Here is a 20,221-nt window from a genome sequence, read left to right on the forward strand (position 1 = left end):
TCAAGCGCCCGCAAAAGCAGCACTGGCCTCCGGGATTCATATCACGCCGAGTTCTCTCCCCACCTCGCCAAACGCCTCTACCGCCCGATCGATATCCGCGCTCGAATGGGCGGCCGACATCTGCGTGCGGATGCGCGCCTGGCCCTTCGGCACCACCGGAAACGAAAAACCGATGACATAAATGCCCCGCTTCAGCATGCTTGCCGCCATTTCCTGCGCAAGGGCTGCGTCGCCCAGCATCACCGGAATGATCGGATGGTCGGCGCCGGCCAGCGTGAAGCCGAGCTTCGTCATCTTCTCGCGGAACCGCGCGGCATTGGCATAAAGCCTTTCGCGCAAGGCGTCGCCCTGCTCAATCAGCTCGAAAACCTTCAGTGACGCGCCGGCAATGGCCGGCATGAGCGTGTTGGAGAACAGATAGGGCCGCGAACGCTGGCGCAACCAGTCCACCACCTCGCGCTTGCCTGACGTGTAGCCGCCCGAGGCGCCGCCCAGCGCCTTGCCGAGCGTACCGGTGATGATGTCCACCCTGCCCTCGACGCCGCAATGTTCGGCCGACCCGCGCCCGTGTTTTCCGACGAAGCCAACCGCGTGACTGTCGTCGACCATGACCATGGCGCCGTATTTTTCCGCGAGGTCGCACACACCCCTCAGATTGGCGATGATGCCGTCCATCGAAAACACGCCGTCCGTGGCGATCAGCTTGAAGCGGCAGCCTTCGGCCTTCTTCAATTCCTCTTCCAGTGCCGCCATGTCGTTGTTGGCGTAGCGAAAACGCTTTGCCTTGGAGAGCCGCACGCCGTCGATGATCGAGGCGTGGTTGAGCGCGTCGGAGATGATGGCGTCCTCCTCGCCGAGCAGCGTCTCGAACAACCCGCCATTGGCGTCGAAGCAGGAGCCGTAGAGGATCGTGTCCTCCATGCCGAGGAAGCGCGAGATCGTCGCCTCGAGCTGCTTGTGCTCCTCCTGCGTGCCGCAGATGAAACGCACCGAGGCCATGCCGTAGCCATAGCGCTCGAGCGCGGCTTTCGCGGCGTCGCGCAGGCCGTCATTGTCGGCGAGGCCGAGATAGTTGTTGGCGCAGAAGTTCAACACCTTCTGCCCGCCGACCTCGATCTCGGCCGACTGGGTGGAGGTGATCACCCGCTCGGACTTGTAGAGCCCGGCGGACTTCAGGCCCTCCAACTCGGCGGACAGATGGGCGAGAAAGGGCTGGGCCATGAAAAATCTCCGGATGCGGCAGGGTTAGCGCCGAAAGCTGCCGAACTCTAGCAGAAATCCGACCAGCCCACGCGCCGCTTCTCTCGCGGCGAGGCGCGCCCCAGCCCGCTAGGTTCAGCAAACATCGAGGCACAAATGCAATGACCATCGAATCGATCACGCTGTTCCGACAATGGCAGCCGTTCCGCGACGGGACATACCGCTGCTCGGGCGGCCGCAGCGCCGAGGGATTCGATTCCACCATCGTCGAGATCAGGACGCGCGACGGCCATGCCGGCTATGGCGAGATGGCGCCGCTGGGCAGTTTTTACGACCCGGCCTTTGCGGAAGGCGCGCGCGCCGCGATGCGCGAACTCTGCCCACGGCTGGTCGGCGCGGATGCTTCCGGCATCGAAAAGCTGAACCGCCGAATGGACCTGCTGCTGAAGGGACATCCCTACGCCAAGGCGGCGATCGACATGGCACTTTGGGATCTGGCCGGCAAGCGCGCCGGCCAGCCGCTCGCCGCGCTCACCGGCGGCGCCGAGGGCAATACCATCGCGCTTTACCGCTCGCTGGCGCAGGAAGCGCCCGACGCCATGGCCAGGCGGGCGCAAAAATACGTCGCCGAGGGCTATCGCCGGCTGCAGGTCAAGGTCGGGCTCGACGTCGATGAGGATGTCGCGCGGCTGGAGGCGGTCCGCGCCGCCGTGCCTTCCGCCACCGTGCTGTTCTGTGATGCCAACGCCAGTTGGGGAACCGCCGAGGTCAGGCGCTTCCTCAGCGCCACCCGCTCCATCGACTATGTGCTGGAGCAGCCCTGCGCCAGCTACGAGGAGAATTTGGCGGTCCGCTCGGCCTGCGACCGGCCGCTCGTTCTGGACGAGACCATAGACGGCGTCGACGTGCTGCTGCGCGCCATTTCCGATGGGCTGGTCGATGGCATCACGATAAAGCTGGCGCGGGTCGGCGGCATCACCAGGGCGAAGCTGATCCGCGACGTCGCGATTGCCCGCAATTTGAAGATCACCATCGAGGACACCGGCGGCGCCGAGATCGACACATCAGCCTATTGCGCGCTTATGCTGTCGACGCCAGAAAGCCTGCGCCAGCACACGGTCGACTTCCACAACTGGGTGACGGTTTCAAACGCCCGCGCCGAGTTCCGCATCGAAGGCGGCGCGATCACGCCACCGTCCGGGCCGGGACTGGGAGTCGAGGTCGATACAAAAATGTTTGGCGATCCGATTTTCGTGGCGCGCCAGTAGTTGAGGGCGGAGTGGAATGGCCGACGGTTCCGTGGCGGGCCTTCGCAACGCCGCGGCAGCGCTAGCGTTCACTATTTGTGTCACGGAGCAGCGCCAGCCACTTGAACCCCGCCCAGCCGCAATTATGTGATTCTCAAGCGTGCTATGCACGCGAACTGAACGCTTTGATCAAGCTTCATCCGTGGAGGTTGTCATGGCTAACTCGCTGATGGAAGGCAGGAAGGCGCAAGACTGGATCAACCTTGCCCTCGCGGTCTGCCTGTTCGTTTCCCCTTGGTTCATCGGATTCGTGACGGACGTCAGGCCGGCATGGAACGCCTGGGTTGTAGGCGTTGTGCTCGCCGGTTTCACGCTCGCCGCGATTTCGGCGTTCGCCGAGTGGGAGGAATGGGTGAACTTCCTGCTCGGCCTTTGGCTGGTCGTCTCGCCCTGGCTGCTCGGATTCTCCGCCAACGTGAACGCGATGTGGACCCATGTGATCATGGGTGTGCTGATCGCTGCGGCGTCGGCCTGGGCGGTCTGGGACTTTCGACACGGCCCGCACGCGCATGCGTGACCGGCTCGGCCTAGCGCCGAACCGAACGACGCAAGACAATCGGCCCGCCATGCAAATGGCGGGCCGATGTCGTTTCGGAAAACCTGTGCAGGAATTCGCGCGGGAAAGGGCCGCTCAGAAAAACGCCTGCAATCCCGTCTGCGCGCGGCCCAAAATCAGCGCGTGCACGTCGTGCGCGCCCTCATAGGTGTTGACCGTTTCCAGATTCTGCGCGTGGCGCATGACGTGGTAGCCGATCTGGATGCCGTTGCCGCCGTGCATGTCCCGGGCCTGGCGGGCGATGTCGAGCGCCTTGCCGCAATTGTTGCGCTTGACGATGGAGATCATTTCGGGGGCCATTTTGCCCTCGTCCATCAACCTTCCGACGCGCAGCGAGCCCTGGAGACCGAGTGCGATCTCTGTCTGCATGTCGGCGAGCTTCTTCTGGTAAAGCTGCATGCCGGCCAGCGGCTTTCCGAATTGCTTCCGGTCGAGGCCATATTGGCGCGCCCGGAACCAGCAATCCTCGGCGGCGCCCATCGCGCCCCAGGAAATGCCGTAGCGCGCGCGGTTCAGGCAGCCGAACGGCCCCTTCAGACCCGAGACGTTGGGCAACAGCGCATCCTCGCCAACCTCGACGCCCTCCATGACGATTTCGCCGGTGATCGAGGCGCGCAGGCTGAGCTTTCCGTCGATCTTCGGCGCCGACAGGCCCTTCATGCCCTTTTCCAGCACAAAACCCTTGATCTGATTGTCGTGCGCGGCCGACTTCGCCCAGACGACGAACACATCGGCGATCGGCGCGTTCGAAATCCACATTTTTCCGCCGGAAATCCGGTAGCCGCCATCGATCTTCTCGGCGCGGGTCTTCATGCCGCCGGGATCGGAGCCGGCGTCCGGCTCGGTCAGGCCGAAGCAGCCGATCCATTCGCCGCTCGCCAGTTTCGGCAAGTATTTCTTGCGCTGAGCCTCCGTGCCGTAGGCATGGATCGGATACATGACCAGCGAAGACTGCACTGACATCATCGAGCGATAGCCCGAATCGACGCGCTCCACCTCGCGCGCGACAAGGCCGTAGGAGACGTAGCCGGCGCCGAGCCCGCCATATTCTTCCGGAATGGTGATGCCGAGCAGGCCGGCCTCGCCCATCTCCGCAAAAATCGCCGGGTCGGTCTTTTCCTCCAGATACGCGGCCTCAACGCGTGGAGCCAGCCTGTCGGCCGCAAACGCCGCCGCCCCATCGCGCAGCATGCGCTCATCCTCCGAAAGTTGGTCCTCGATGAGGAACGGGTCGTTCCAGACGAACGAAGCGGCGGCGGGCTTGCTCTCGATGTTCATGTCAAAATCCAGTCCTTGTTCTTCGCGCCGATTTTAGAGCGGAAAGTGCCGCCGGTCGAAGCCTTTCTGATTGCCGGCGTCAAGGGCGAAAAGAGCCTATGTGCTATGGCACGATCCCGCCCGTTCGAAGGGCAGCGATTGTGTTTGGCAGCGCGGATGCCCGGGCGCATAATCCCACCGATCCGAGAAGGAGCAGGTAATGGGGTAGGCGATCTGCAACAACAGGAACCGGCCGCTCCGGTCTTCTCGACCCCGCCGATGCCGGCAACGTCGTCGGAGTACATCACGGCGCTCGCGCACTATCACCGCGCGGAAATCGCCCGCATGGCGGGCTGGCGCGACCGCATAGACCGCACCACCAACTGGGCGATAACCGGCGGCGGCGCGATGCTGTCGGTATCGCTGTCGTCGGCCTCCGCGCATCACGGCGTGCTGCTGTTCACCATGCTGCTGGTTCTGCTATTCCTGATCATCGAAGCCAGGCGCTACCGCTTCTTCGACGTCTACCGCGCCCGCGTGCGCCTCGTCGAACGAAACTATTTCTCGCCGCTGTTCTCATCGGGCAAGCCGGTCGATCCCGGCTGGGCTGGCGCGCTGGGCAGAAGTCTCGACAGCCCGAAGTTCATGATCAGCCTTCACAGCGCCATGTCGCGGCGGCTGCGGCGGAATTATTTCTGGATCTTTCTGATGATCCTGCTCGCCTGGGTGCTCAAACTGTCGACGCCGAAACTGCAGGAGGTCGAAACCAGTCGCCACGTGGTCGCTTCGCTGCGCGAGATGATCGACAATGCTGCTTTGGGTTTCCTGCCCGGCTGGTTGGTGGTGGCAGTGGTCGCGGTCTTTTATGCCTGGCTGGTTTACACGGCCTTCCTTCAGCCTGCGCCCTTGCCGAGCGACGGAGACGTGCATGTGTGACGGCGGTCCGAAGCCGGGCTTTTTCAGGCGGCCGGACTGACGTCGGTGAAGTGGATCATCATGCATGCTCGTGGCCGGCAAGGCTGGGGGGCGGGATCAGTGATCATCGGCTTTCGATCCATCGGCCAAACCGTTATGTGGGCACCAAATGGAGCCGACCATGACCGAAACCGACAGACTCACGCTACTCGGAGCCAAGGCGTTCATCCCCGCCTCCCCTGAAGAAGCGCGCCTCGAGATCGTGCCGTTTCAGCGCGGCGACGGGCCGCCCGCAATCGTGCGCTTCACCTGTCCCGAATTCACATCGCTCTGCCCCGTCACCGGCCAGCCCGACTTCGCTCACATCGTTATCGACTACGCGCCGGACACTCTTCTGGTCGAGTCAAAATCGCTGAAACTGTTCATGACGTCGTTCCGCAACCATGGCGCCTTTCACGAGGAATGTACGGTGATGATCGGCAGGCGCCTGATCGAAGCCGCCAAACCCCTTTGGCTTCGCATCGCGGGTTACTGGTATCCGCGCGGCGGCATTCCCATCGACGTCTTCTGGCAGACTGGCGCGCCGCCGGATGGGGCCTGGCTGCCTGACTCCGGCGTGTTGCCCTATCGCGGCAGGGGCTGATCCTGTCTCTCACGGCGGGTGAACTTACCCTGCCATTTTCTCCCCGGCCGCCTGCCAGTTCACTAGCTCGGACAGAACCGCGGCAATATGTTCCGCCTTGCGGTTCTCATAATCGAGATAGTAGGCGTGCTCCCAGACATCGATGCCGACCAGCGGCTTCAAGCCGTCCTGTAGCGGATTGTTGGCGTCCTGATAACCTTTCAGGACGAGCTTGCCCTGGCCCGCGGAAAGCCAGACCCAGCCGGTGCCGAAGACGTTGTCCGCCTCCTTGCCGAACGCCTCGAACAAGCCCTTGTCACCGCCAAAGTCGCGTTCCACCGCCTCCGCGAACGCGCCCGAGGGCTTTTCGGGGCCGCCCTTGAACTGCTCCCAGTAGAACACATGGTTCCAGGCCTGCGCCGCCTGGTTGAAGATCTTGTCCTGGCCGTCCTTCTTCGCGGCGACAACCACCGCCTCCAATTCCATGTCGGCATAGGGCGTACCCGGCGCCAACTGGTTGAGCTTGTCGAAGTAGCCCTTGTGATGCTTGCCGTAATGCAGGCCGACGGTGCGCGCGGAAATCTGCGGCGCCAGCGCGTCCTCGCCATAAGGCAGCGGCGGCTGCACGAACGGTGCGGCGGCGCGCAGGATGGACGGACGCGCGGTTGCCGCCAAGGCGGCGCCGGCCGCCAGAGCAAGTGTGGTGCGGCGCGATACGATCATCGGATGTCTCCTCGTTTGGCGGGGTCTGCCTGCTGCCCCAACCTCTTATCCGGGGATCGGTTCCCGCAGAAGCCTGGCCGGCCGCGTTCGCAATTTTGTGACCGGCGGGGAGAGCGCGGTTCAGCAAGCACCCTCATTCGCAGTGATACTGGCTCAGCGCCCACTCGCCGGTGATCGACAGAATGTCGGCGACCTTCCATGCATCGCCCACCTTTCTCAGCTGCCATTGCAATCGATGCGGCGCTCCCGCCGCCACGAAGGCGACTGTGACCTTCGCTTGGTCACCCTTCACCGTCTCCAGCGACTTCAGCGTCTTGCCGATCTCATCGGCGCCGGTCTCGACATTGTCCAGCGGCATGTTCGGATCGAGGCAATCGCCCTCGCCCGCCTTATGCAGCCGCTCGTTGCCGTCGAACACCGCCCTCGCCGGATCGACGAACCGGCCCCGCTCCGCCGGATCGAGTTCCAGGCCGACATGATCGTAGAAAGCCATCACCGCCTCGGTCGGCGTACCGGCGAGCGCCGATGCAGGTACGACGATGCACAAGGCCGCGACGGAGCTTCCTACGATTCGGCCGGTCAACATGCCGCAACCTCCCTGCTGCGGGGTCGTGCAGTCGAATTGGCTGAGTTTCCAGTCGCTCTTCGGCGCGGCGATATCGGAAATCTTCCAGGCATCGCCGACCTTCTTCAGCGTCCAGACGACCTCTCTCCGGCTCTCGGCTTCGCCGGGAAAAAGGTTGAAGCTCGCCGTCACCATGGCATCGTCTCCGAAACCTTTTCGTCGAGCTTCAGCGTGCGCGCCACCTCGGCATCGTCGAGATCCTGCGCGTCGACAGGCAGCGCAAAATCGATGCAGCCAATTTCGCCGCCATTGCTGGAAAGCGTATCGTTCTCCTGGAATTTCGTTCGCGCCGAATCGACGAAGCGGTCGCGGAATTCCGGATCGCCCGGAGAACCGACCGGTTCGTAAAAGAACTTCACGGCGTCGGCTGCGGGGCCGGCAAGCGCCGGTACGGCGGCGATGAAGAATGCGGCGGCCGCCAAGGCAATCCTGATCATGAACACCCTCTCCGGTCGTGACGGCAATACCAAGCATCCGCAACCGCGGCTTTTTTCCGTGCGCCGAAATCCTGAACCGCCACGACGATCTTCTGGTCGACCTGGGCGCCTGGCACTCTCATTGGCATCACTTCACATAGCCGGAACGCACCTTCTTCGCCTGCTCCTCGAAGATCAACGCGCAGCCTTCCTGGTCGGCGGCAGACTGGAAGCCCGTCATCACCTTGCGCGCGCAGGAGAAGATCGATGGCGGCGGGATGGCAAAATCGTCGATGCAGAGGTTCTCGATCAGCGCACCGCCACTGCCGTCCAGCATCCAGTTGATGCAACGGCGAAAGAGCGGATCGTCGAATAGCGCCGCGCGCCGGTCCGCAGCGTCTGCCATGGACGGGCCCGCGACGAGCAGTGCGTAGAAGAACAGGCCAAGTCTGGTCGTACGCATTGCGGCACTCCGTTGAGCCGCAGGGTAGCGCCGAAATGCCGGAAAAACATACCCGCCTGTTCATCCGACCTCGCCAAGCCATCAACTGCCCGTGACAAAAGCCTTCAAGGCGGCGCGTAATAGCGGCGTCGCAGCGGCGCAGACGCCATCTCCGCGATCAAATCATGCGGAACCGATCATGCCATACCCTGTTCGCCTCGCCTCGAATCCGGATACAATGCCTGCATGCCGATCCGCCACCTCACCGAAACCATGATCAACCAGATCGCCGCAGGCGAGGTGATCGAACGGCCGGCGAGTGTCGTCAAGGAACTGGTCGAGAACGCCGTGGACGCCGGCGCCAGCCGCGTCGAGATCGCGACCGCCGGCGGCGGGCTGTCGCTGATCCGCGTCAGCGACGACGGCTCCGGCATCGCGGCGGATGAACTGGAACTCGCCGTGTCGCGCCACTGCACATCGAAGCTCGCCAACGGCATAGACGACATCCGCACGCTGGGTTTCCGGGGAGAGGCGCTGCCGTCGATCGGCGCCGTGTCGCGGCTCATGATCCGCTCGCGCACCGGCGCCGGCGAGGCGGCCGAGATTTCGGTGGAGGGCGGCCAGGTCTCCGCCGTGCGGCCGGCCGGCGCCAATCGCGGCACCGCCGTGGAGGTCCGCGACCTGTTCTTTGCCACGCCAGCACGCCTCAAATTCATGAAGGGCGAGCGCGCCGAAGCCTCGGCCATCGCCGATGTTGTCAGGCGCATCGCCATCGCCTTCCCGTCGGTGCGTTTCACCCTGTCCGGCCCGGACCGCTCGACGCTGGATTTCGCTGCGACCGACGACCGGTTGCGTCGCATCGCCCAGGTGATGGGCGCGGAATTCCCGGAGAACTCGATCACCATCGACGCCATGCGCGAGGACGTGCGGCTCGACGGCCACGTCTCCATCCCGTCCTTCTCGCGCGCCAACGCTCTCCAGCAATATGTCTATGTCAACGGGCGGCCAGTGCGCGACCGGCTGATCGCCAGCGCCATCCGCGGCGCCTTCGCAGACACGCTGGCGCGCGACCGGCACGCGGTGGCCGCCCTTTTCGTGACGCTTGATCCGGCGCTGGTCGACGTCAACGTGCATCCGGCCAAAGCCGATGTGCGCTTCCGCGACCCCGGCCTGGTGCGCGGGCTGATCGTCGGCGCGATCCGTGAGGCGCTTGCCGGTGCCGGCATCCGCCCGGCCTCAACCGGCGCTTCGGCGATGATGGGCGCTTTTCGATCCGGGCCGACCAGCTACGGCCATCCCGGCCCGGCCGGCGGCCACCGCGGTTACAACCCTGCTTTCCGCAGCGGTGGCGGCGGCTCGTTTGACACCGCTCGTTCCTTCCATCGGCCGCTGGAGGCCGGCTTCGGCGAAGAGGTGCAGGCAGCTTTCGACACCGGCCCGCTCGACAGCGCCGACGTCCGGATAGCGGTCGAGGGGCCTGCCGTCGAGACAACCGGGCTGAAGCTCGGCGCGGCGCGGGCGCAGGTGCATGAGAACTACATTGTCGCCCAGACCGGCGATTCGCTGGTCATCGTCGACCAGCACGCTGCCCACGAGCGGCTGATCTACGAAGCCCTGAAGAACGCGCTTGCCAGCCGGCCAATGCCGGCACAATTGCTGCTGCTGCCGGCGATCGTGGACCTGCCCGAGGACGACGCCGAGCGGCTTTCGCTGCATGCCGACACGCTGCGACGCTTCGGCCTCGGCATCGAGCGCTTCGGCCCCGGCGCGGTCGCCGTGCGCGAGACGCCGGCCATGCTCGGTGAAACCAACATCGAGCAACTCATGCGCGACCTCGCCGACGAGATCGCCGACAACGACACCGTCGACACGCTGAAACAGCGGCTCGACGCCATCGCCGCCACCATGGCTTGTCACGGCTCGGTGCGCTCCGGCCGCCGCCTGCTGCCAGACGAGATGAACGCGCTGCTCCGGCAGATGGAATCGACGCCCGGTTCCGGCACCTGCAACCATGGCCGTCCGACCTATATCGAGCTGAAGCTCACCGACATCGAAAAGCTGTTCGGGCGGCGATGACCACCGGCCCGGGCGAAAGTCGGTGACGGCCCGCGCTTGATTTCCCGCCCGTTTTGTGGCGGATGCGGGTCAAGCCCTCCGGTCAGAGCAACAGATGATGAACCGCTTCGAGGGTCCGGGCGCAAGGGAAGCCGGGATCCGCTACCTCGATGGAGATTTCCAGGTCACCAGCCCTGGGTCTTTCGTGCGCTGCGCGGTCACCGGCGAGCGCATCGCGCTGGACGAACTCAAATACTGGAGCGTCGCGCGGCAGGAGCCCTATATCGACGCCACGGCGTCGCTGAGGCGCGAGATCGAAGCCGACCCGTCGCTGCGCAGGCGCGGAGTCAGGTAGGCCAGCGCTTCTTCCAGGCCGCCAGCGCATCCCTGACAATCCGCTCCGCCGTTCGATCGTCCTCGAACACCGCGTCGATCTCCAGAACCTCGACCATGCCGAGAATTTCTGCAGGCAATCCCATCCCCGACAAGCGCGCGGCGTCCTTGGCTGTGGTGACCATTCCAAGGTTCTGACCCTGCGCCGTATCGGCCAGGCTCTGCAATTCGTCGGCCGCATAGAAATGATGGTCGGGAAAAGGCTGTGCCACCGCCACTTCGGCGCCTGCCTGGCGCAATGTCTCGAAGAATTTGTCCGGATGGCCGATGCCGGCGAAGGCGAGCATGCGCCGCCCGGCGAAACGCGCGGGGTTGCGCGGCCGCAAGACCGCGCCGAATACCGGCTTGCCCGCGCCGGGCGCCGCTTGCAGCACAGGATCGGCCGCCGTTCCCTCGCCCATGCGCAGCACCGCGTCGGCGTAGTGCAACTGGTCCGCGACATGCGCCCGCAACGGGCCGGCGGGAAGGACCTTCCCGTTGCCGATGCCATGGCGCGCATCGACAACCAGCAGCGCGTAGTCGAACAGGATGCGGGCGCTCTGAAAACCGTCGTCCATGATGAGGAAATCGCAGCCCTGTGCGGCGAGCATCCGGGCCGCCGCCGCCCGGTCCGGCGACACCGCGACTGGCGCGTGTGCGGCCAGCAGCAGCGGCTCGTCGCCGACGTCGCGGGCACTGTCAGCAGCCGGATCCACGATCCGCGGAGCAGATGAACTGCCGCCATGGCCGCGTGACAGGAAGCCGGGCTTTCGGCCCATTTCGGCAGCCTGCTTGGCCAAGGCAATCGCCACCGGCGTCTTGCCCGAACCGCCAACCGTAAAATTGCCGACGCACAGCACCGGCAGGTCGACAGGCTCCCGCGGTGCAGTGACCAGCCGGCGGCGCGCCACCGCACCATAAATCGCCGAGACGGGAGAGAGCGCCCACGCCTGCCAGCCCGGCGGCCGCCACCAGAAGCGAGGGGCGTCCAGAGACAATCAGGCCCCGTTCGGCTTTTCCAGCCGCGATTTCACCACCAGCGGATGGATGAACGGGTCGAGCGCCTTCAGCGTCCGCTCCAGCGCGCCGCGCATCTCGCCGACGGCGGTGGCGCCGGCGGCGATCATCTCGCGCCGCGCCTCCTCGTTGGTGAGCAGGTAATTGACCGCGCCGGCCAGCATGTCCTTGTCGCGCACCAGCCGCGCCCCGCCACTGTCGATCAGCCGTTGATAGGCATCGCGAAAATTCTGGACGTTGCGGCCGGCCAGCACCGCCGTCTCCAACATCGCCGGTTCCAGCGGGTTCTGGCCCCCTTCGGAAGTCAGCGAACGGCCGACAAAGGCGATCTCGGTGAGCCTGAGATAAATCCCCATCTCGCCGATCGTGTCGCCAAGCAATATGTCGGTGTCGGGCGCGACCTTCTCGCCGCCGGTGCGCCGCACCGTCTTCAGGCCCGCCGCCGAGAATTCCGCCATCAGAGCGGACGCGCGGTCGGGATGGCGCGGCACGATGATGGTCAGCAGTCCGGGATGGCGGCCGCGCAACGCAAGATGCACCTCGGAGGCGAATTTCTCTTCGCCGTCATGCGTCGACACTGCCGCCCAGGTCGGCCGCTTGCCGATCTGCTGGCGCAAACCCGTCAGCACTGTCTCGTCGGCTGTCGGCGGCGTTACGTCAACTTTCAGGTTGCCCGACACGGTGACAGGCCGCGCGCCCAGCGCCTGGAACCGCTCGCCGTCCAGTTCCGACTGGGCGACAACATGCGCAAGATTCTCGAACAGCGCCTCCGCCACGTGCGGCCGCTTCTTCCAGGAGCGGAACGACCGGTCGGACAGCCGGCCATTCACCAGAACCTGCGGAACCCGCCGGTCGCCGAGTTCGAGGATGGTCATCGGCCATATCTCGGATTCGGCGATGATGGCGAGGTCCGGCTCCCAATGGTCGAGGAAGCGGTCGACGGCCGGCTTCAGGTCGAGCGGCACATACTGGTGGATGACGGCGTCGCCAAACACCTCCTCGGCGACCTGCGCCGACGTGACCGTGCCGGTGGTCAGCACGACGTTCACGCCGTAACCCAGGATGCGCTGCACCAGCGGCACGATGGCGTTGGTCTCGCCGACGCTTGCCGCATGCACCCAGATGATCGGCCCCGGCGGGCGCGGCTTGCTGGCATGACCATAGCGCTCCCGCCGACGGGCGCGATCCTCCTTGCCGCGGCTGGTGCGCCAGGCGACATAGGTGCCGATCACCGGATAGACGGCGGCGCCCGCCAGGCGATAGGCCCGCAGCGTCGCCCTTGCCCAGCGTTCGCTCATGCGCGGCGATCGACGATGCGGTAGACCCGCTCCGTCGCTTCGTTGAGGCCTGCCGTGATCTCCTGCCGTTTGCGCTCGAGTTCGGCGTCGTCGGCGTCGGCGGACACGGTGATCGGCTCGCCGACGACCATGGCGCAGCGGCCGAAAGGCAGGTTGATGGTGGTCTTGTCCCAGGTCTTCTCCAGCACCTTGCGGCGGCTGGTGGTCATTGCGACGGGCACCACGGGGCGGCCCGAAAGCCGCGCCAGCGTCACGATGCCCATGCCGGCCTGGCGCGGCGTTCCATGCGGAATATCGGCGATCATGCAGACATTGCTACCGCCGTCGAGCGCCTTTTTCAGGGCAATGAGCGCCTGTGCGCCGCCCTTGTCGCTCTTGCTCTTGCCGCCGCGCCCGCCGGAGCCACGCACCGCCTCGAAGCCGAATTTTTCGACCACCAGGGCATTGAGTTCCGCGTCGGCGCTGCGCGACACCATCGCCGCCAGCGGCTCACCCCGCGGATAGAGCACCGGCGCCAGCAGGTGCTGCCCATGCCAGATCGCCAGTATGGAGGGCGTCACCCTGGCGTAGGATTGCGCAACGTCGCTCGACCCCTCGGCATAGCGGTTCGTCGCGCGGACGAAACGCAGGCCGCCGGCCAGAAGCGTCGCAAGCGCCGACTTGACCAGGTCGGACTGCGCCAGCGGCTCGCGTATCCTGCGCCAGAATCCCTTCATGCCCCCAGCGCGGCGGCGCTTTTTCTTCGCCGCCCTAGCCGCCAGCGGCGCAAGCCGTGCGTCGCTCATCAGTTTTGGCCAGCCTTGGCGCCGTTTTCCGGATCGAGCAGGCGATGTAGGTGGACGACGTAGTAGCGCATATGGGCGTTGTCGACGCTGGCCTGCGCCTTGCTCTTCCAGGCGGCAAGAGCCGAGGCGTAGTCGGGAAAGATGCCGACGATGTCGAGACCGTCGAGGTCGCGGAATTCGGTGGATTTGAGCGATTTCAGCTCGCCCCCGAAGACGAGGTGCAAAAGCTGCTTCTTGCCGCCTTCTTCAGCCATGCGATGATCCTGAGTCGTGTGCGAGAGTGCGCATTGTCTAGAGGAATTCGTCCGGATTTTAAATATGTCCGCCGGCTACCCACCGGAAGCTGGGTCGGCCTGCGATGCCACTACCTCAGCCATTACGCCCAACAACTCGCCGCTGCCGGCAGCGAGCGCGCCATGGTTGACGATCTTGCCCGCGTAAAGCGGCTGCTCGCGCCGGTCATTCAGCAGCATTCCGCCCGCCTCGCGCAGGATCAGGTCGGCTGCCGCGAGGTCCCAGTCATGGGCGTTGGGCTTGACGAAAGTGGCGTCCAGGCTGCCGTCGGCGATCATGGCGATGCGATAGGCGAGCGAGGGGATGTATGCGCGCCGCTCCAGCACGTCGCGCCAGCGCTGCGGCATCGCGTCGATCAGTGCCTTGGGGCCGCCGATCTCCAAACGCGCGCCGGGCGCACGCACTTTGAGTCGCACGCCATTGCGGTAAGCGCCCTGCCCCGGCAATGCCCAATAGACCTGGCGGCGCGCCGGGCAATCGAGAACGCCGGCCACCGACAAGCCATTTTCGACAATGGCCGCGCTGACGCACCAGATGTCCTGGCCTTCGAGGAAAGCGCGCGTGCCGTCGATCGGATCGACCACGAAAGTGCGCCGCGCATCAAGCCGCGCCGCCGAATCGGCGGTCTCTTCAGACAGCCAGCCATAATCCGGCCGCGCCGCCAGCAACGTCTCGCGCAGAAAACGGTCGACCGCGTAGTCGGCCTCGCTGACTGGGGAACTGCCGGCCTTCATCCACACCTCCGGCTTTTGCCGGAAATAGCGCATGGCAATGCGGCCGCCCTCGGCTGCCGCCTCGCGCAAAAGCTCGAGGTCGGCCTGTAGGTCCGAAACAGCCTCGCGTGTCTCAGCTTCCGGCAAGTGTCATGCCTTCGATGAGCAGCGTAGGCGCCGCCGTGCCGTAATTGCGGTCGAGATCGGTTGCCGGAACCATGCGCAGGAACATATCTTTGAGGTTCGAGGCGATCGTCACTTCCGACACCGGGTAAGTCAGCGCGCCGTTCTCGATCCAGAAACCGGAAGCGCCGCGGCTATATTCGCCGGTGATCATGTTGACGCCCTGCCCGAAAACCTCGGTCACGTAGAAACCCGACTTCAGCGACGCGATCAGAGCTTCCGGCGATTGGTCGCCCGGTTCGATCGACAGGTTGGTCGAGCTCGGCGACACCGAGGAGCCGCCGCGCGAGCCGCGGCCGTTGGTGGTCAGCCCGAGTTCGCGGGCGGCGGAAGTCGACAGGAACCAGTGGTTCAGCACGCCCTTGTCGACCATTGTCAGCGTCCGCCCGTCCACGCCCTCACCGTCGAAGGGCCGCGAGGCCTGGCCGCGCAGGCGCGCCGGCTCGTCGATGACGGTGATTGCCGCCGACGCAACCTGCTTGCCCATCATGTCGCGCAAAAAACTGGTCTTGCGCGCCACCGAGGCGCCATTGATCGCACCGGCCAAATGTCCGGCGATGCCGCGCGCCACGCGCGGATCGAAGATCACTGTCACCTCGCCAGTCTGCGCCTTGCGCGGATTGAGCCGACGCACCGCGCGTTCGCCGGCGCTTTTGCCGATCGCCTCGGGCGAATCGAGATCGGCGAAATGCAGGCGCGAGGAATAGTCGTAGTCGCGCTCCATGCCGGTGCCTTCACCGGCAATCACGCTGGCCGAGCGCGAGAAGCGGGAGCCGACATATTGGCCGAGGAAGCCATGCGAGGTCGCCAACACCATGCCGCCCAACCCGGCGCTGGCGCCGCTGCCGCTGGAATTGCTCACGCCCGGCACCGCCAGCGCAGCCTCTTCGGCTGCCAGCGCGTGTTCCTTGAGCGTGTCGGCGGAAATCACCGTCGGATCGTAGAGATCGAGATCGCGCACCGCCTTTGCCAGCAGCGCCGCGTCGGCCAGTCCCTGATACGGGTCTTCCGGCGAGACCCTCGCCATCGCCACGGCGCGTTCCGCCAGCACTTTCGGGTCGGAGGCGGCGGTTGCGGAAACACTCGCCACCCGCTGCCCGACGAACACCCGTAGCGACACGTCGTCGCCCTCGGAAGCCTCCGTCGACTCGACCTTGCCGAGCCGCACCGAAACGCTGGTCGAGCGGCCACGCACCGCGACAGCGTCGGCCGCATCCGCGCCGGCCGTCTTGGCGGCGTCGACCAGGGCCGAGACCCGGTCGATCAGGCTGGCGGCTTCCATTCTGGCGTCCATGAGGCTATCGAGCTTTCATTGTTTACGCTGCACCATCTATTGTTCCGGCCCGGCTTGTGCAATGGCTTGCGGCAGCGCGCCGCCCCCAGCGGCCCGGGTCTTATGAAGTCGGGCGCAGTTCCGGCAGCATCGGGAGTTACGCCATGACGCCTTTCCATCTTGCCTTCCCCGTCCGCGATCTCGACGAGACGCGTGCCTTCTACGGTGAGATCCTGGGCTGCGCGATTGGCCGTTCGTCCGAGACCTGGGTGGATTTCGACCTGTTCGGTCACCAAATGTCGGCACATCTGCGACCAACGCTTGCCGCCGCTGATGCCGACGGCAAGGTCGACGGAAAGCTCGTGCCCATCCCGCATTTCGGTGCGGTCTTGCTGATGGACGACTGGAAGAAACTCGCCGAACGGCTGGAAGCCGAACCCGGCATCGACTGGCTGGAGCGGCCGATGGTCCGCTTCGCCGGCGAACCCGGCGAACAGGCGACGCTATTTATCCGTGATCCTTCCGGCAATGCGCTGGAATTCAAGGGTTTTGCCTCGCTCGAACAGGTGTTCGCGCACTGAGCATCGGGCTGAATAAGCCAACGTGAAACCCATGACCGGCTCGCCGAAATCCGCACCGGTCGCCAAATTCACCACCGGTTCGACGCTGCGCCACGTCATCGTCATGACGGCGACTGGCTCGGTCGGCCTCATCTCGATCTTCATCGTCGACGCGCTCAACCTCTTCTACATCTCGCTGCTCGGGGTGCAGGAACTGGCGGCGGCGATCGGCTTCGCCTCGACGCTGCTGTTCTTCACCATCTCCGTCGGCATAGGCTTCACCATCGCCTGCAGTGCGGTTGTCTCGCGCTGCCTTGGGCGGGGCAATCGTGAGGAAGCGGCGCGCATGGGCGGCGCATCGCTGGTTTTCATGGCGGCCACCACGACACTGTTGATGGTTATCGTCTGGCCGTTTCTGCGGGAACTCACCTGGCTCATGGGCGCGCGCGGCGAGACGCTGGAACTGTCGACGCGCTTCCTGCGCATCGTCTTCCCGTCGACGCCGATCCTGGCGCTGGGCATGTGCACCACCGGCATCCTGCGTGGCTGTGGCGATGCCCGGCGGGCCATGTATGTCACCCTGGGCGCCGGGCTCGCTGCCGCAATCCTCGACCCGATCTTCATCTTCGCCCTCGGGCTCGGCCTCGACGGCGCGGCGATTTCGACGGTCGTCGTCCGCTTCATCATGCTGGCCATCGGCATCCATGGCTCGCATAATATCCACCGCCTTGTCCGCCTGCCCGACTGGACGCGGCTCAAGGAAGCCTCGCGGCCATTCTTCTCGATCGGCTTTCCCGCCGTCCTCACCCAGATCGCTACGCCGGTCGGCAACACCTTTGTCACCGTCGAGATGGCGGCGTTCGGCGACCAGGCCGTCGCCGGCTGGGCGATCATCGGCCGCATCCTGCCGGTCGCCTTCGGCGTCATCTTCGCGCTGTCGGGCGCGGTCGGGCCGATCCTCGGCCAGAATTTCGGCGCACGAAAATACGACCGCCTCGTCACGATCATGCGCGACAGCCTGGCTGTCACGGTGATCTACGTCGCTGTCATGTGGGCGCTCCTCGCCATCTTCGCCGAGCCGATTGCCGGCCTCTTCCAGGCGCAGGGCCTGTCGCGCGAGCTGATCGTCTTCTTTTGCCACATCGCCGCCGGCAGCTTCCTGTTCAACGGCGCACTGTTCGTGGCGAGTGCGGCCTTCAACAATCTCGGCTACCCGACCTATTCGACGGTCTTCAATTGGGGCCGCTCGACGCTCGGCGTCATCCCCTTCGTCTGGGCCGGCGCGTGGCTGTACGGCGCACATGGCGTGGTCGCTGGCTGGGGCCTCGGCGCTGTCGTGTTCGGCATCGCGTCGGTGATCGTTTGCTTCCGGGTATTGGGAAAGATCGCGGCTCCGGCATCAAATGAGGAACCGGCAGCTTAGGCTCGCCGCGCCTCGCATACCGCGACAGCCTTCTCCACAGCCCGCTTCAGCTCGTCCTTGATGCTGGCCGTCTCGGACAGCACCGACTCGACCTTCATGAAATCCAGTACGCGAAAGCGCGATACCGGCGGGCGCAGCAGGATGTCCGGCTGCATGTGCTCCAGTTTGCCGGCGATGATCGACTGCATCAACAGTTGCGTGGCGCCAAACATCAGATCGATCGAGTTCGGGCGCTGCCGCGCATTCTCCTCGGGCGCGCCCACCACGTCGATCGCGATGACGATATCCGCCAGTCCGGTCACCAGATCGAACGGCACCGGATTGTAGATGCCGCCGTCGATCAGAAGAACGCCATCCCGGCGCACAGGCTTGAACACCGCGGGAATGGCCGCTGAGGCGCCGAGCGCCGAAAACAGGTCGCCTTCCTCGAAGACCGCCAGCTTGTGGCCGTAGAAATCGGTTGCCGTAACTTTCAGCGGTATCTTCAATTCCTCGAAACGGTCCGGAATGGCCACCGGCAGGAAGGCCTTCAGAATACGTTCGATGTTGAACTGGCTGAGTCTGATGCCGCCTTGCAGCGCCTCTGCAAAGGTGCCTGGCCGCGCCTGCCACATGCGGCTTGCCACCTCCGTTCCACGGCCGAGTATGGAGCCGGCGTAGTGATGGATGTCGCGGCCGGTCATGCCTGCCGCCATGCCGGCGCCCATGATCGCGCCAATGGACGAGCCGGAAATCGCCACCGGCCGGATGCCAAGTTCGTCCAGCGTCTCGATGATATGGATATGGGCGAGTCCTCTCGCTCCGCCTCCGCCAAACGCGACGGCGAATGTCGGGCTCATCAGTTGCCCTCCTGCGCCTTCTCTTCGGCCGGTCCAACGATCAGCACCGCCGGCTCGGCGTTAAGCAGCCTTTTCGCCGCGGCCTTCGCCTGGTCGAGCGTGACGCCGTTGATGTAGTCGGCCCGGCGCTCGAAATAGTCAGCACCCAGCCCGTCGATCTGCAATTCGACCAGCGTGGAAGCGATCGAACTCGACGAATCCAGGTTGTTGATGGCGTAAGCGCCGATCAGGTATTTCTTGGCCGCCGCCAGTTCCGCCTCGGTGGGACCGTTTTCCGCCATCTGCTTGACCACGTCACGTATGATACCAAGCGTCTCGATGCCCTTTCCGGCGCGCGTCGAGGTGCCGATGGTCAGCGCGTTGGAATGCTCGTAATTGACGATCGACGAATCGATTCCATAGGTTAGGCCGCGTTTCTCGCGCACTTCGCGAAACAGCCGCGAGGTGAAGGAGCCGCCGCCAAGGATATGGTTCATCACCACGGCGGGGAAGAAGTCCGGATCCTTGCGGGCGACACCGGGATAGGCGAGATGCAGGCTGGTCTGCGGCAGCGCATATTCGTAGCGCACCACCTGATCCAGCTTCGGCGTCACATCGGCCACCGGCGTCAGGCTCGGTTTCTCGGGCAGGCTGCCGAACAGCTTGTCCAGATCGCGCTTCAGCGTCTCGGCGTCGATTGCGCCGACCACCGCGACATGCAGTTGCTCGCGGGCGAACAGCGCCTTGTGGAATGCCTTCAGGTCGTCGGCAGTGATGGTCTTCAGCGTCTCTTCCGTTCCGTCGTCCGGGCGCGAATAGGGATGATCGCCGTAGAGCGCCTTCAGCCATCGGCGCGACGCCTCGGTCTGCGGATCTTTGGCCTCCGACCGGATGTTGGCGATCATCTGGCCACGGATGCGGTCGATCGGCGCCTGGTCGAAGCGTGGCGCGGTGATCGCCAGCCGCATCAGGTCGAGTGCCTCGTCCCTCTGGTCGGCCAGCATGCGCATCGAGCCGTAGATGTTGTCGCGGCTGGCGCGAAAGCTCATCTCGGCGCCCGCGTCGTCCAGCCGCGTCTGGAATGCCTCGCTGTCGAGGTCGCCGGCGCCCTCGTCGAACAGGCCGGTGATCAAGTTGGCCATGCCTTCCTTGCCGACGGGATCCTGCGATTCGCCACCTTCGAACGAGAAGCGCAGCGAGACAATGGGCACGGAATAGTCCTCGACCAGCCGGGCGGTGACGCCGCTGTCCGATTTGACTTCCTGAATCTTCACAGCGGCTTGCGCGGGAAAATTCACGAGCAGCAGCAGGGCGCCGAGCGCCGCAAGCAAGGCCGCGGCATGGGTCGTTATCCGATTTCGCATAAG

At 65.0% G+C, this 20,221-nt stretch carries 22 protein-coding genes; 8 read left to right on the forward strand and 14 right to left on the reverse strand.

The genetic code is table 11. From position 1 onward, the window contains the following. Window positions 1–36: 36 nt before the first annotated feature. Window positions 37–1,221 (reverse strand): glycine C-acetyltransferase, encoded by a 1,185-nt coding sequence (locus tag ACH196_RS06280; protein WP_396645851.1) that lies wholly within the window; start codon window positions 1,219–1,221, stop codon window positions 37–39. 140 nt (window positions 1,222–1,361) lie between these two features. On the opposite strand from ACH196_RS06280, the gene ACH196_RS06285 reads away from it, so the two are divergent. Together ACH196_RS06285 and ACH196_RS06290 are read left to right on the forward strand one after the other, a co-directional pair. Next, window positions 1,362–2,468 carry a mandelate racemase/muconate lactonizing enzyme family protein gene (locus ACH196_RS06285; RefSeq protein ID WP_396645853.1) on the forward strand — a complete coding sequence of 369 codons (1,107 nt, stop codon included), beginning with the start codon at window positions 1,362–1,364 and terminating at the stop codon, window positions 2,466–2,468. A gap of 193 nt (window positions 2,469–2,661) precedes the next feature. Further along, on the forward strand, window positions 2,662–3,024 hold the full coding sequence (locus tag ACH196_RS06290; protein WP_396645854.1) for an SPW repeat protein: 363 nt from the start codon (window positions 2,662–2,664) through the stop codon (window positions 3,022–3,024). A gap of 114 nt (window positions 3,025–3,138) precedes the next feature. On the opposite strand, the gene ACH196_RS06295 is transcribed toward ACH196_RS06290, so the two are convergent. Continuing rightward, the gene (locus ACH196_RS06295) at window positions 3,139–4,341 is read right to left on the reverse strand and encodes an acyl-CoA dehydrogenase (RefSeq protein WP_396645856.1); all 1,203 of its coding nucleotides are present in this window, start codon (window positions 4,339–4,341) and stop codon (window positions 3,139–3,141) included. Window positions 4,342–4,386: 45 nt separating this feature from the next. Here ACH196_RS06295 and ACH196_RS06300 point away from each other — a divergent pair, with 45 nt between their 5' ends. Beyond that, window positions 4,387–5,256, forward strand: coding sequence for a DUF2270 domain-containing protein (locus ACH196_RS06300; RefSeq protein WP_396645857.1), 870 nt, complete (start codon window positions 4,387–4,389; stop codon window positions 5,254–5,256). 160 nt (window positions 5,257–5,416) lie between these two features. Then, on the forward strand, window positions 5,417–5,878 hold the full coding sequence (queF, locus tag ACH196_RS06305; RefSeq protein ID WP_396645858.1) for a preQ(1) synthase: 462 nt from the start codon (window positions 5,417–5,419) through the stop codon (window positions 5,876–5,878). A gap of 24 nt (window positions 5,879–5,902) precedes the next feature. On the opposite strand, the gene ACH196_RS06310 is transcribed toward queF, so the two are convergent. The 4 genes from ACH196_RS06310 to ACH196_RS06325 form a co-directional block, all read right to left on the reverse strand. Further along, window positions 5,903–6,580: a superoxide dismutase gene (locus ACH196_RS06310; protein WP_396645859.1), complete on the reverse strand. Its 678-nt coding sequence runs from the start codon at window positions 6,578–6,580 to the stop codon at window positions 5,903–5,905. Window positions 6,581–6,713: 133 nt separating this feature from the next. Then, complete coding sequence (locus ACH196_RS06315; RefSeq protein ID WP_396645861.1) at window positions 6,714–7,340, reverse strand: hypothetical protein; 627 nt, start codon at window positions 7,338–7,340, stop codon at window positions 6,714–6,716. Continuing rightward, window positions 7,334–7,642, reverse strand: coding sequence for a hypothetical protein (locus tag ACH196_RS06320; RefSeq protein ID WP_396645862.1), 309 nt, complete (start codon window positions 7,640–7,642; stop codon window positions 7,334–7,336). Before ACH196_RS06320 ends, ACH196_RS06315 begins: the two co-directional genes overlap by 7 nt. A gap of 127 nt (window positions 7,643–7,769) precedes the next feature. Then, window positions 7,770–8,084 carry a hypothetical protein gene (locus ACH196_RS06325; RefSeq protein WP_396645863.1) on the reverse strand — a complete coding sequence of 105 codons (315 nt, stop codon included), beginning with the start codon at window positions 8,082–8,084 and terminating at the stop codon, window positions 7,770–7,772. Between the two features lie 225 nt (window positions 8,085–8,309). Between ACH196_RS06325 and mutL the strand changes: the two genes are divergently transcribed. Beyond that, window positions 8,310–10,139: a DNA mismatch repair endonuclease MutL gene (gene mutL, locus ACH196_RS06330; protein ID WP_396645864.1), complete on the forward strand. Its 1,830-nt coding sequence runs from the start codon at window positions 8,310–8,312 to the stop codon at window positions 10,137–10,139. Window positions 10,140–10,233: 94 nt separating this feature from the next. Beyond that, window positions 10,234–10,473 carry a DUF2093 domain-containing protein gene (locus ACH196_RS06335; RefSeq protein WP_396645865.1) on the forward strand — a complete coding sequence of 80 codons (240 nt, stop codon included), beginning with the start codon at window positions 10,234–10,236 and terminating at the stop codon, window positions 10,471–10,473. On the opposite strand, the gene lpxK is transcribed toward ACH196_RS06335, so the two are convergent. The 6 genes from lpxK to ACH196_RS06365 form a co-directional block, all read right to left on the reverse strand. Further along, window positions 10,466–11,488 (reverse strand): tetraacyldisaccharide 4'-kinase, encoded by a 1,023-nt coding sequence (lpxK, locus tag ACH196_RS06340; RefSeq protein WP_396645866.1) that lies wholly within the window; start codon window positions 11,486–11,488, stop codon window positions 10,466–10,468. The genes ACH196_RS06335 and lpxK overlap by 8 nt on opposite strands. Further along, window positions 11,489–12,805: a lipid IV(A) 3-deoxy-D-manno-octulosonic acid transferase gene (gene waaA, locus ACH196_RS06345; RefSeq protein WP_396645867.1), complete on the reverse strand. Its 1,317-nt coding sequence runs from the start codon at window positions 12,803–12,805 to the stop codon at window positions 11,489–11,491. It lies immediately after the preceding gene. Next, entirely contained in the window at window positions 12,802–13,590 is a 789-nt protein-coding gene (locus ACH196_RS06350) for a lysophospholipid acyltransferase family protein (protein ID WP_396645868.1), read from the reverse strand. Before ACH196_RS06350 ends, waaA begins: the two co-directional genes overlap by 4 nt. Next, window positions 13,590–13,844, reverse strand: a complete 255-nt coding sequence (locus tag ACH196_RS06355) for a DUF4170 domain-containing protein (RefSeq protein ID WP_396645870.1) — start codon at window positions 13,842–13,844, stop codon at window positions 13,590–13,592. The genes ACH196_RS06350 and ACH196_RS06355 overlap by 1 nt, the downstream gene beginning before the upstream one ends. Window positions 13,845–13,919: 75 nt before the next feature. Further along, window positions 13,920–14,744 carry a 3'(2'),5'-bisphosphate nucleotidase CysQ gene (locus ACH196_RS06360; RefSeq protein ID WP_396645871.1) on the reverse strand — a complete coding sequence of 275 codons (825 nt, stop codon included), beginning with the start codon at window positions 14,742–14,744 and terminating at the stop codon, window positions 13,920–13,922. After that, window positions 14,731–16,074, reverse strand: a complete 1,344-nt coding sequence (locus ACH196_RS06365) for a TldD/PmbA family protein (RefSeq protein ID WP_396645872.1) — start codon at window positions 16,072–16,074, stop codon at window positions 14,731–14,733. The genes ACH196_RS06360 and ACH196_RS06365 overlap by 14 nt, the downstream gene beginning before the upstream one ends. Window positions 16,075–16,217: 143 nt before the next feature. Between ACH196_RS06365 and ACH196_RS06370 the strand changes: the two genes are divergently transcribed. After that, window positions 16,218–16,634 (forward strand): VOC family protein, encoded by a 417-nt coding sequence (locus ACH196_RS06370; RefSeq protein ID WP_396645873.1) that lies wholly within the window; start codon window positions 16,218–16,220, stop codon window positions 16,632–16,634. Between the two features lie 31 nt (window positions 16,635–16,665). Beyond that, on the forward strand, window positions 16,666–18,036 hold the full coding sequence (locus ACH196_RS06375; protein WP_396646000.1) for an MATE family efflux transporter: 1,371 nt from the start codon (window positions 16,666–16,668) through the stop codon (window positions 18,034–18,036). On the opposite strand, the gene ACH196_RS06380 is transcribed toward ACH196_RS06375, so the two are convergent. Both ACH196_RS06380 and ACH196_RS06385 read right to left on the reverse strand, forming a co-directional pair. Then, window positions 18,033–18,875: a patatin-like phospholipase family protein gene (locus ACH196_RS06380; protein WP_396645874.1), complete on the reverse strand. Its 843-nt coding sequence runs from the start codon at window positions 18,873–18,875 to the stop codon at window positions 18,033–18,035. The two genes, ACH196_RS06375 and ACH196_RS06380, sit on opposite strands and share 4 nt — an antisense overlap. Next, window positions 18,875–20,218: a M16 family metallopeptidase gene (locus tag ACH196_RS06385; protein WP_396645876.1), complete on the reverse strand. Its 1,344-nt coding sequence runs from the start codon at window positions 20,216–20,218 to the stop codon at window positions 18,875–18,877. The genes ACH196_RS06380 and ACH196_RS06385 overlap by 1 nt, the downstream gene beginning before the upstream one ends. Between the last annotated feature and the right edge of the window lie 3 nt (window positions 20,219–20,221).

The organism is Mesorhizobium sp. IMUNJ 23232, from assembly GCF_044326205.1.
Classification (GTDB): Bacteria; Pseudomonadota; Alphaproteobacteria; order Rhizobiales; family Rhizobiaceae; genus Kumtagia.

Excerpts from the sequence above, each read along its gene's own strand:
- ACH196_RS06280 (WP_396645851.1), bottom strand. The coding sequence starts at position 1,221 with ATGGCCCAGCCCTTTCTCGCCCATCTGTCCGCCGAGTTGGAGGGCCTG.
- ACH196_RS06285 (WP_396645853.1), top strand. The coding sequence starts at position 1,362 with ATGACCATCGAATCGATCACGCTGTTCCGACAATGGCAGCCGTTCCGC.
- ACH196_RS06290 (WP_396645854.1), top strand. The coding sequence starts at position 2,662 with ATGGCTAACTCGCTGATGGAAGGCAGGAAGGCGCAAGACTGGATCAAC.
- ACH196_RS06295 (WP_396645856.1), bottom strand. The coding sequence starts at position 4,341 with ATGAACATCGAGAGCAAGCCCGCCGCCGCTTCGTTCGTCTGGAACGAC.
- queF (WP_396645858.1), top strand. The coding sequence starts at position 5,417 with ATGACCGAAACCGACAGACTCACGCTACTCGGAGCCAAGGCGTTCATC.
- ACH196_RS06310 (WP_396645859.1), bottom strand. The coding sequence starts at position 6,580 with ATGATCGTATCGCGCCGCACCACACTTGCTCTGGCGGCCGGCGCCGCC.
- ACH196_RS06315 (WP_396645861.1), bottom strand. The coding sequence starts at position 7,340 with ATGGTGACGGCGAGCTTCAACCTTTTTCCCGGCGAAGCCGAGAGCCGG.
- ACH196_RS06320 (WP_396645862.1), bottom strand. The coding sequence starts at position 7,642 with ATGATCAGGATTGCCTTGGCGGCCGCCGCATTCTTCATCGCCGCCGTA.
- ACH196_RS06325 (WP_396645863.1), bottom strand. The coding sequence starts at position 8,084 with ATGCGTACGACCAGACTTGGCCTGTTCTTCTACGCACTGCTCGTCGCG.
- mutL (WP_396645864.1), top strand. The coding sequence starts at position 8,310 with ATGCCGATCCGCCACCTCACCGAAACCATGATCAACCAGATCGCCGCA.
- ACH196_RS06335 (WP_396645865.1), top strand. The coding sequence starts at position 10,234 with ATGATGAACCGCTTCGAGGGTCCGGGCGCAAGGGAAGCCGGGATCCGC.
- waaA (WP_396645867.1), bottom strand. The coding sequence starts at position 12,805 with ATGAGCGAACGCTGGGCAAGGGCGACGCTGCGGGCCTATCGCCTGGCG.
- ACH196_RS06350 (WP_396645868.1), bottom strand. The coding sequence starts at position 13,590 with ATGAGCGACGCACGGCTTGCGCCGCTGGCGGCTAGGGCGGCGAAGAAA.
- ACH196_RS06355 (WP_396645870.1), bottom strand. The coding sequence starts at position 13,844 with ATGGCTGAAGAAGGCGGCAAGAAGCAGCTTTTGCACCTCGTCTTCGGG.
- ACH196_RS06365 (WP_396645872.1), bottom strand. The coding sequence starts at position 16,074 with ATGGACGCCAGAATGGAAGCCGCCAGCCTGATCGACCGGGTCTCGGCC.
- ACH196_RS06370 (WP_396645873.1), top strand. The coding sequence starts at position 16,218 with ATGACGCCTTTCCATCTTGCCTTCCCCGTCCGCGATCTCGACGAGACG.
- ACH196_RS06375 (WP_396646000.1), top strand. The coding sequence starts at position 16,666 with ATGACCGGCTCGCCGAAATCCGCACCGGTCGCCAAATTCACCACCGGT.
- ACH196_RS06380 (WP_396645874.1), bottom strand. The coding sequence starts at position 18,875 with ATGAGCCCGACATTCGCCGTCGCGTTTGGCGGAGGCGGAGCGAGAGGA.
- ACH196_RS06385 (WP_396645876.1), bottom strand. The coding sequence starts at position 20,218 with ATGCGAAATCGGATAACGACCCATGCCGCGGCCTTGCTTGCGGCGCTC.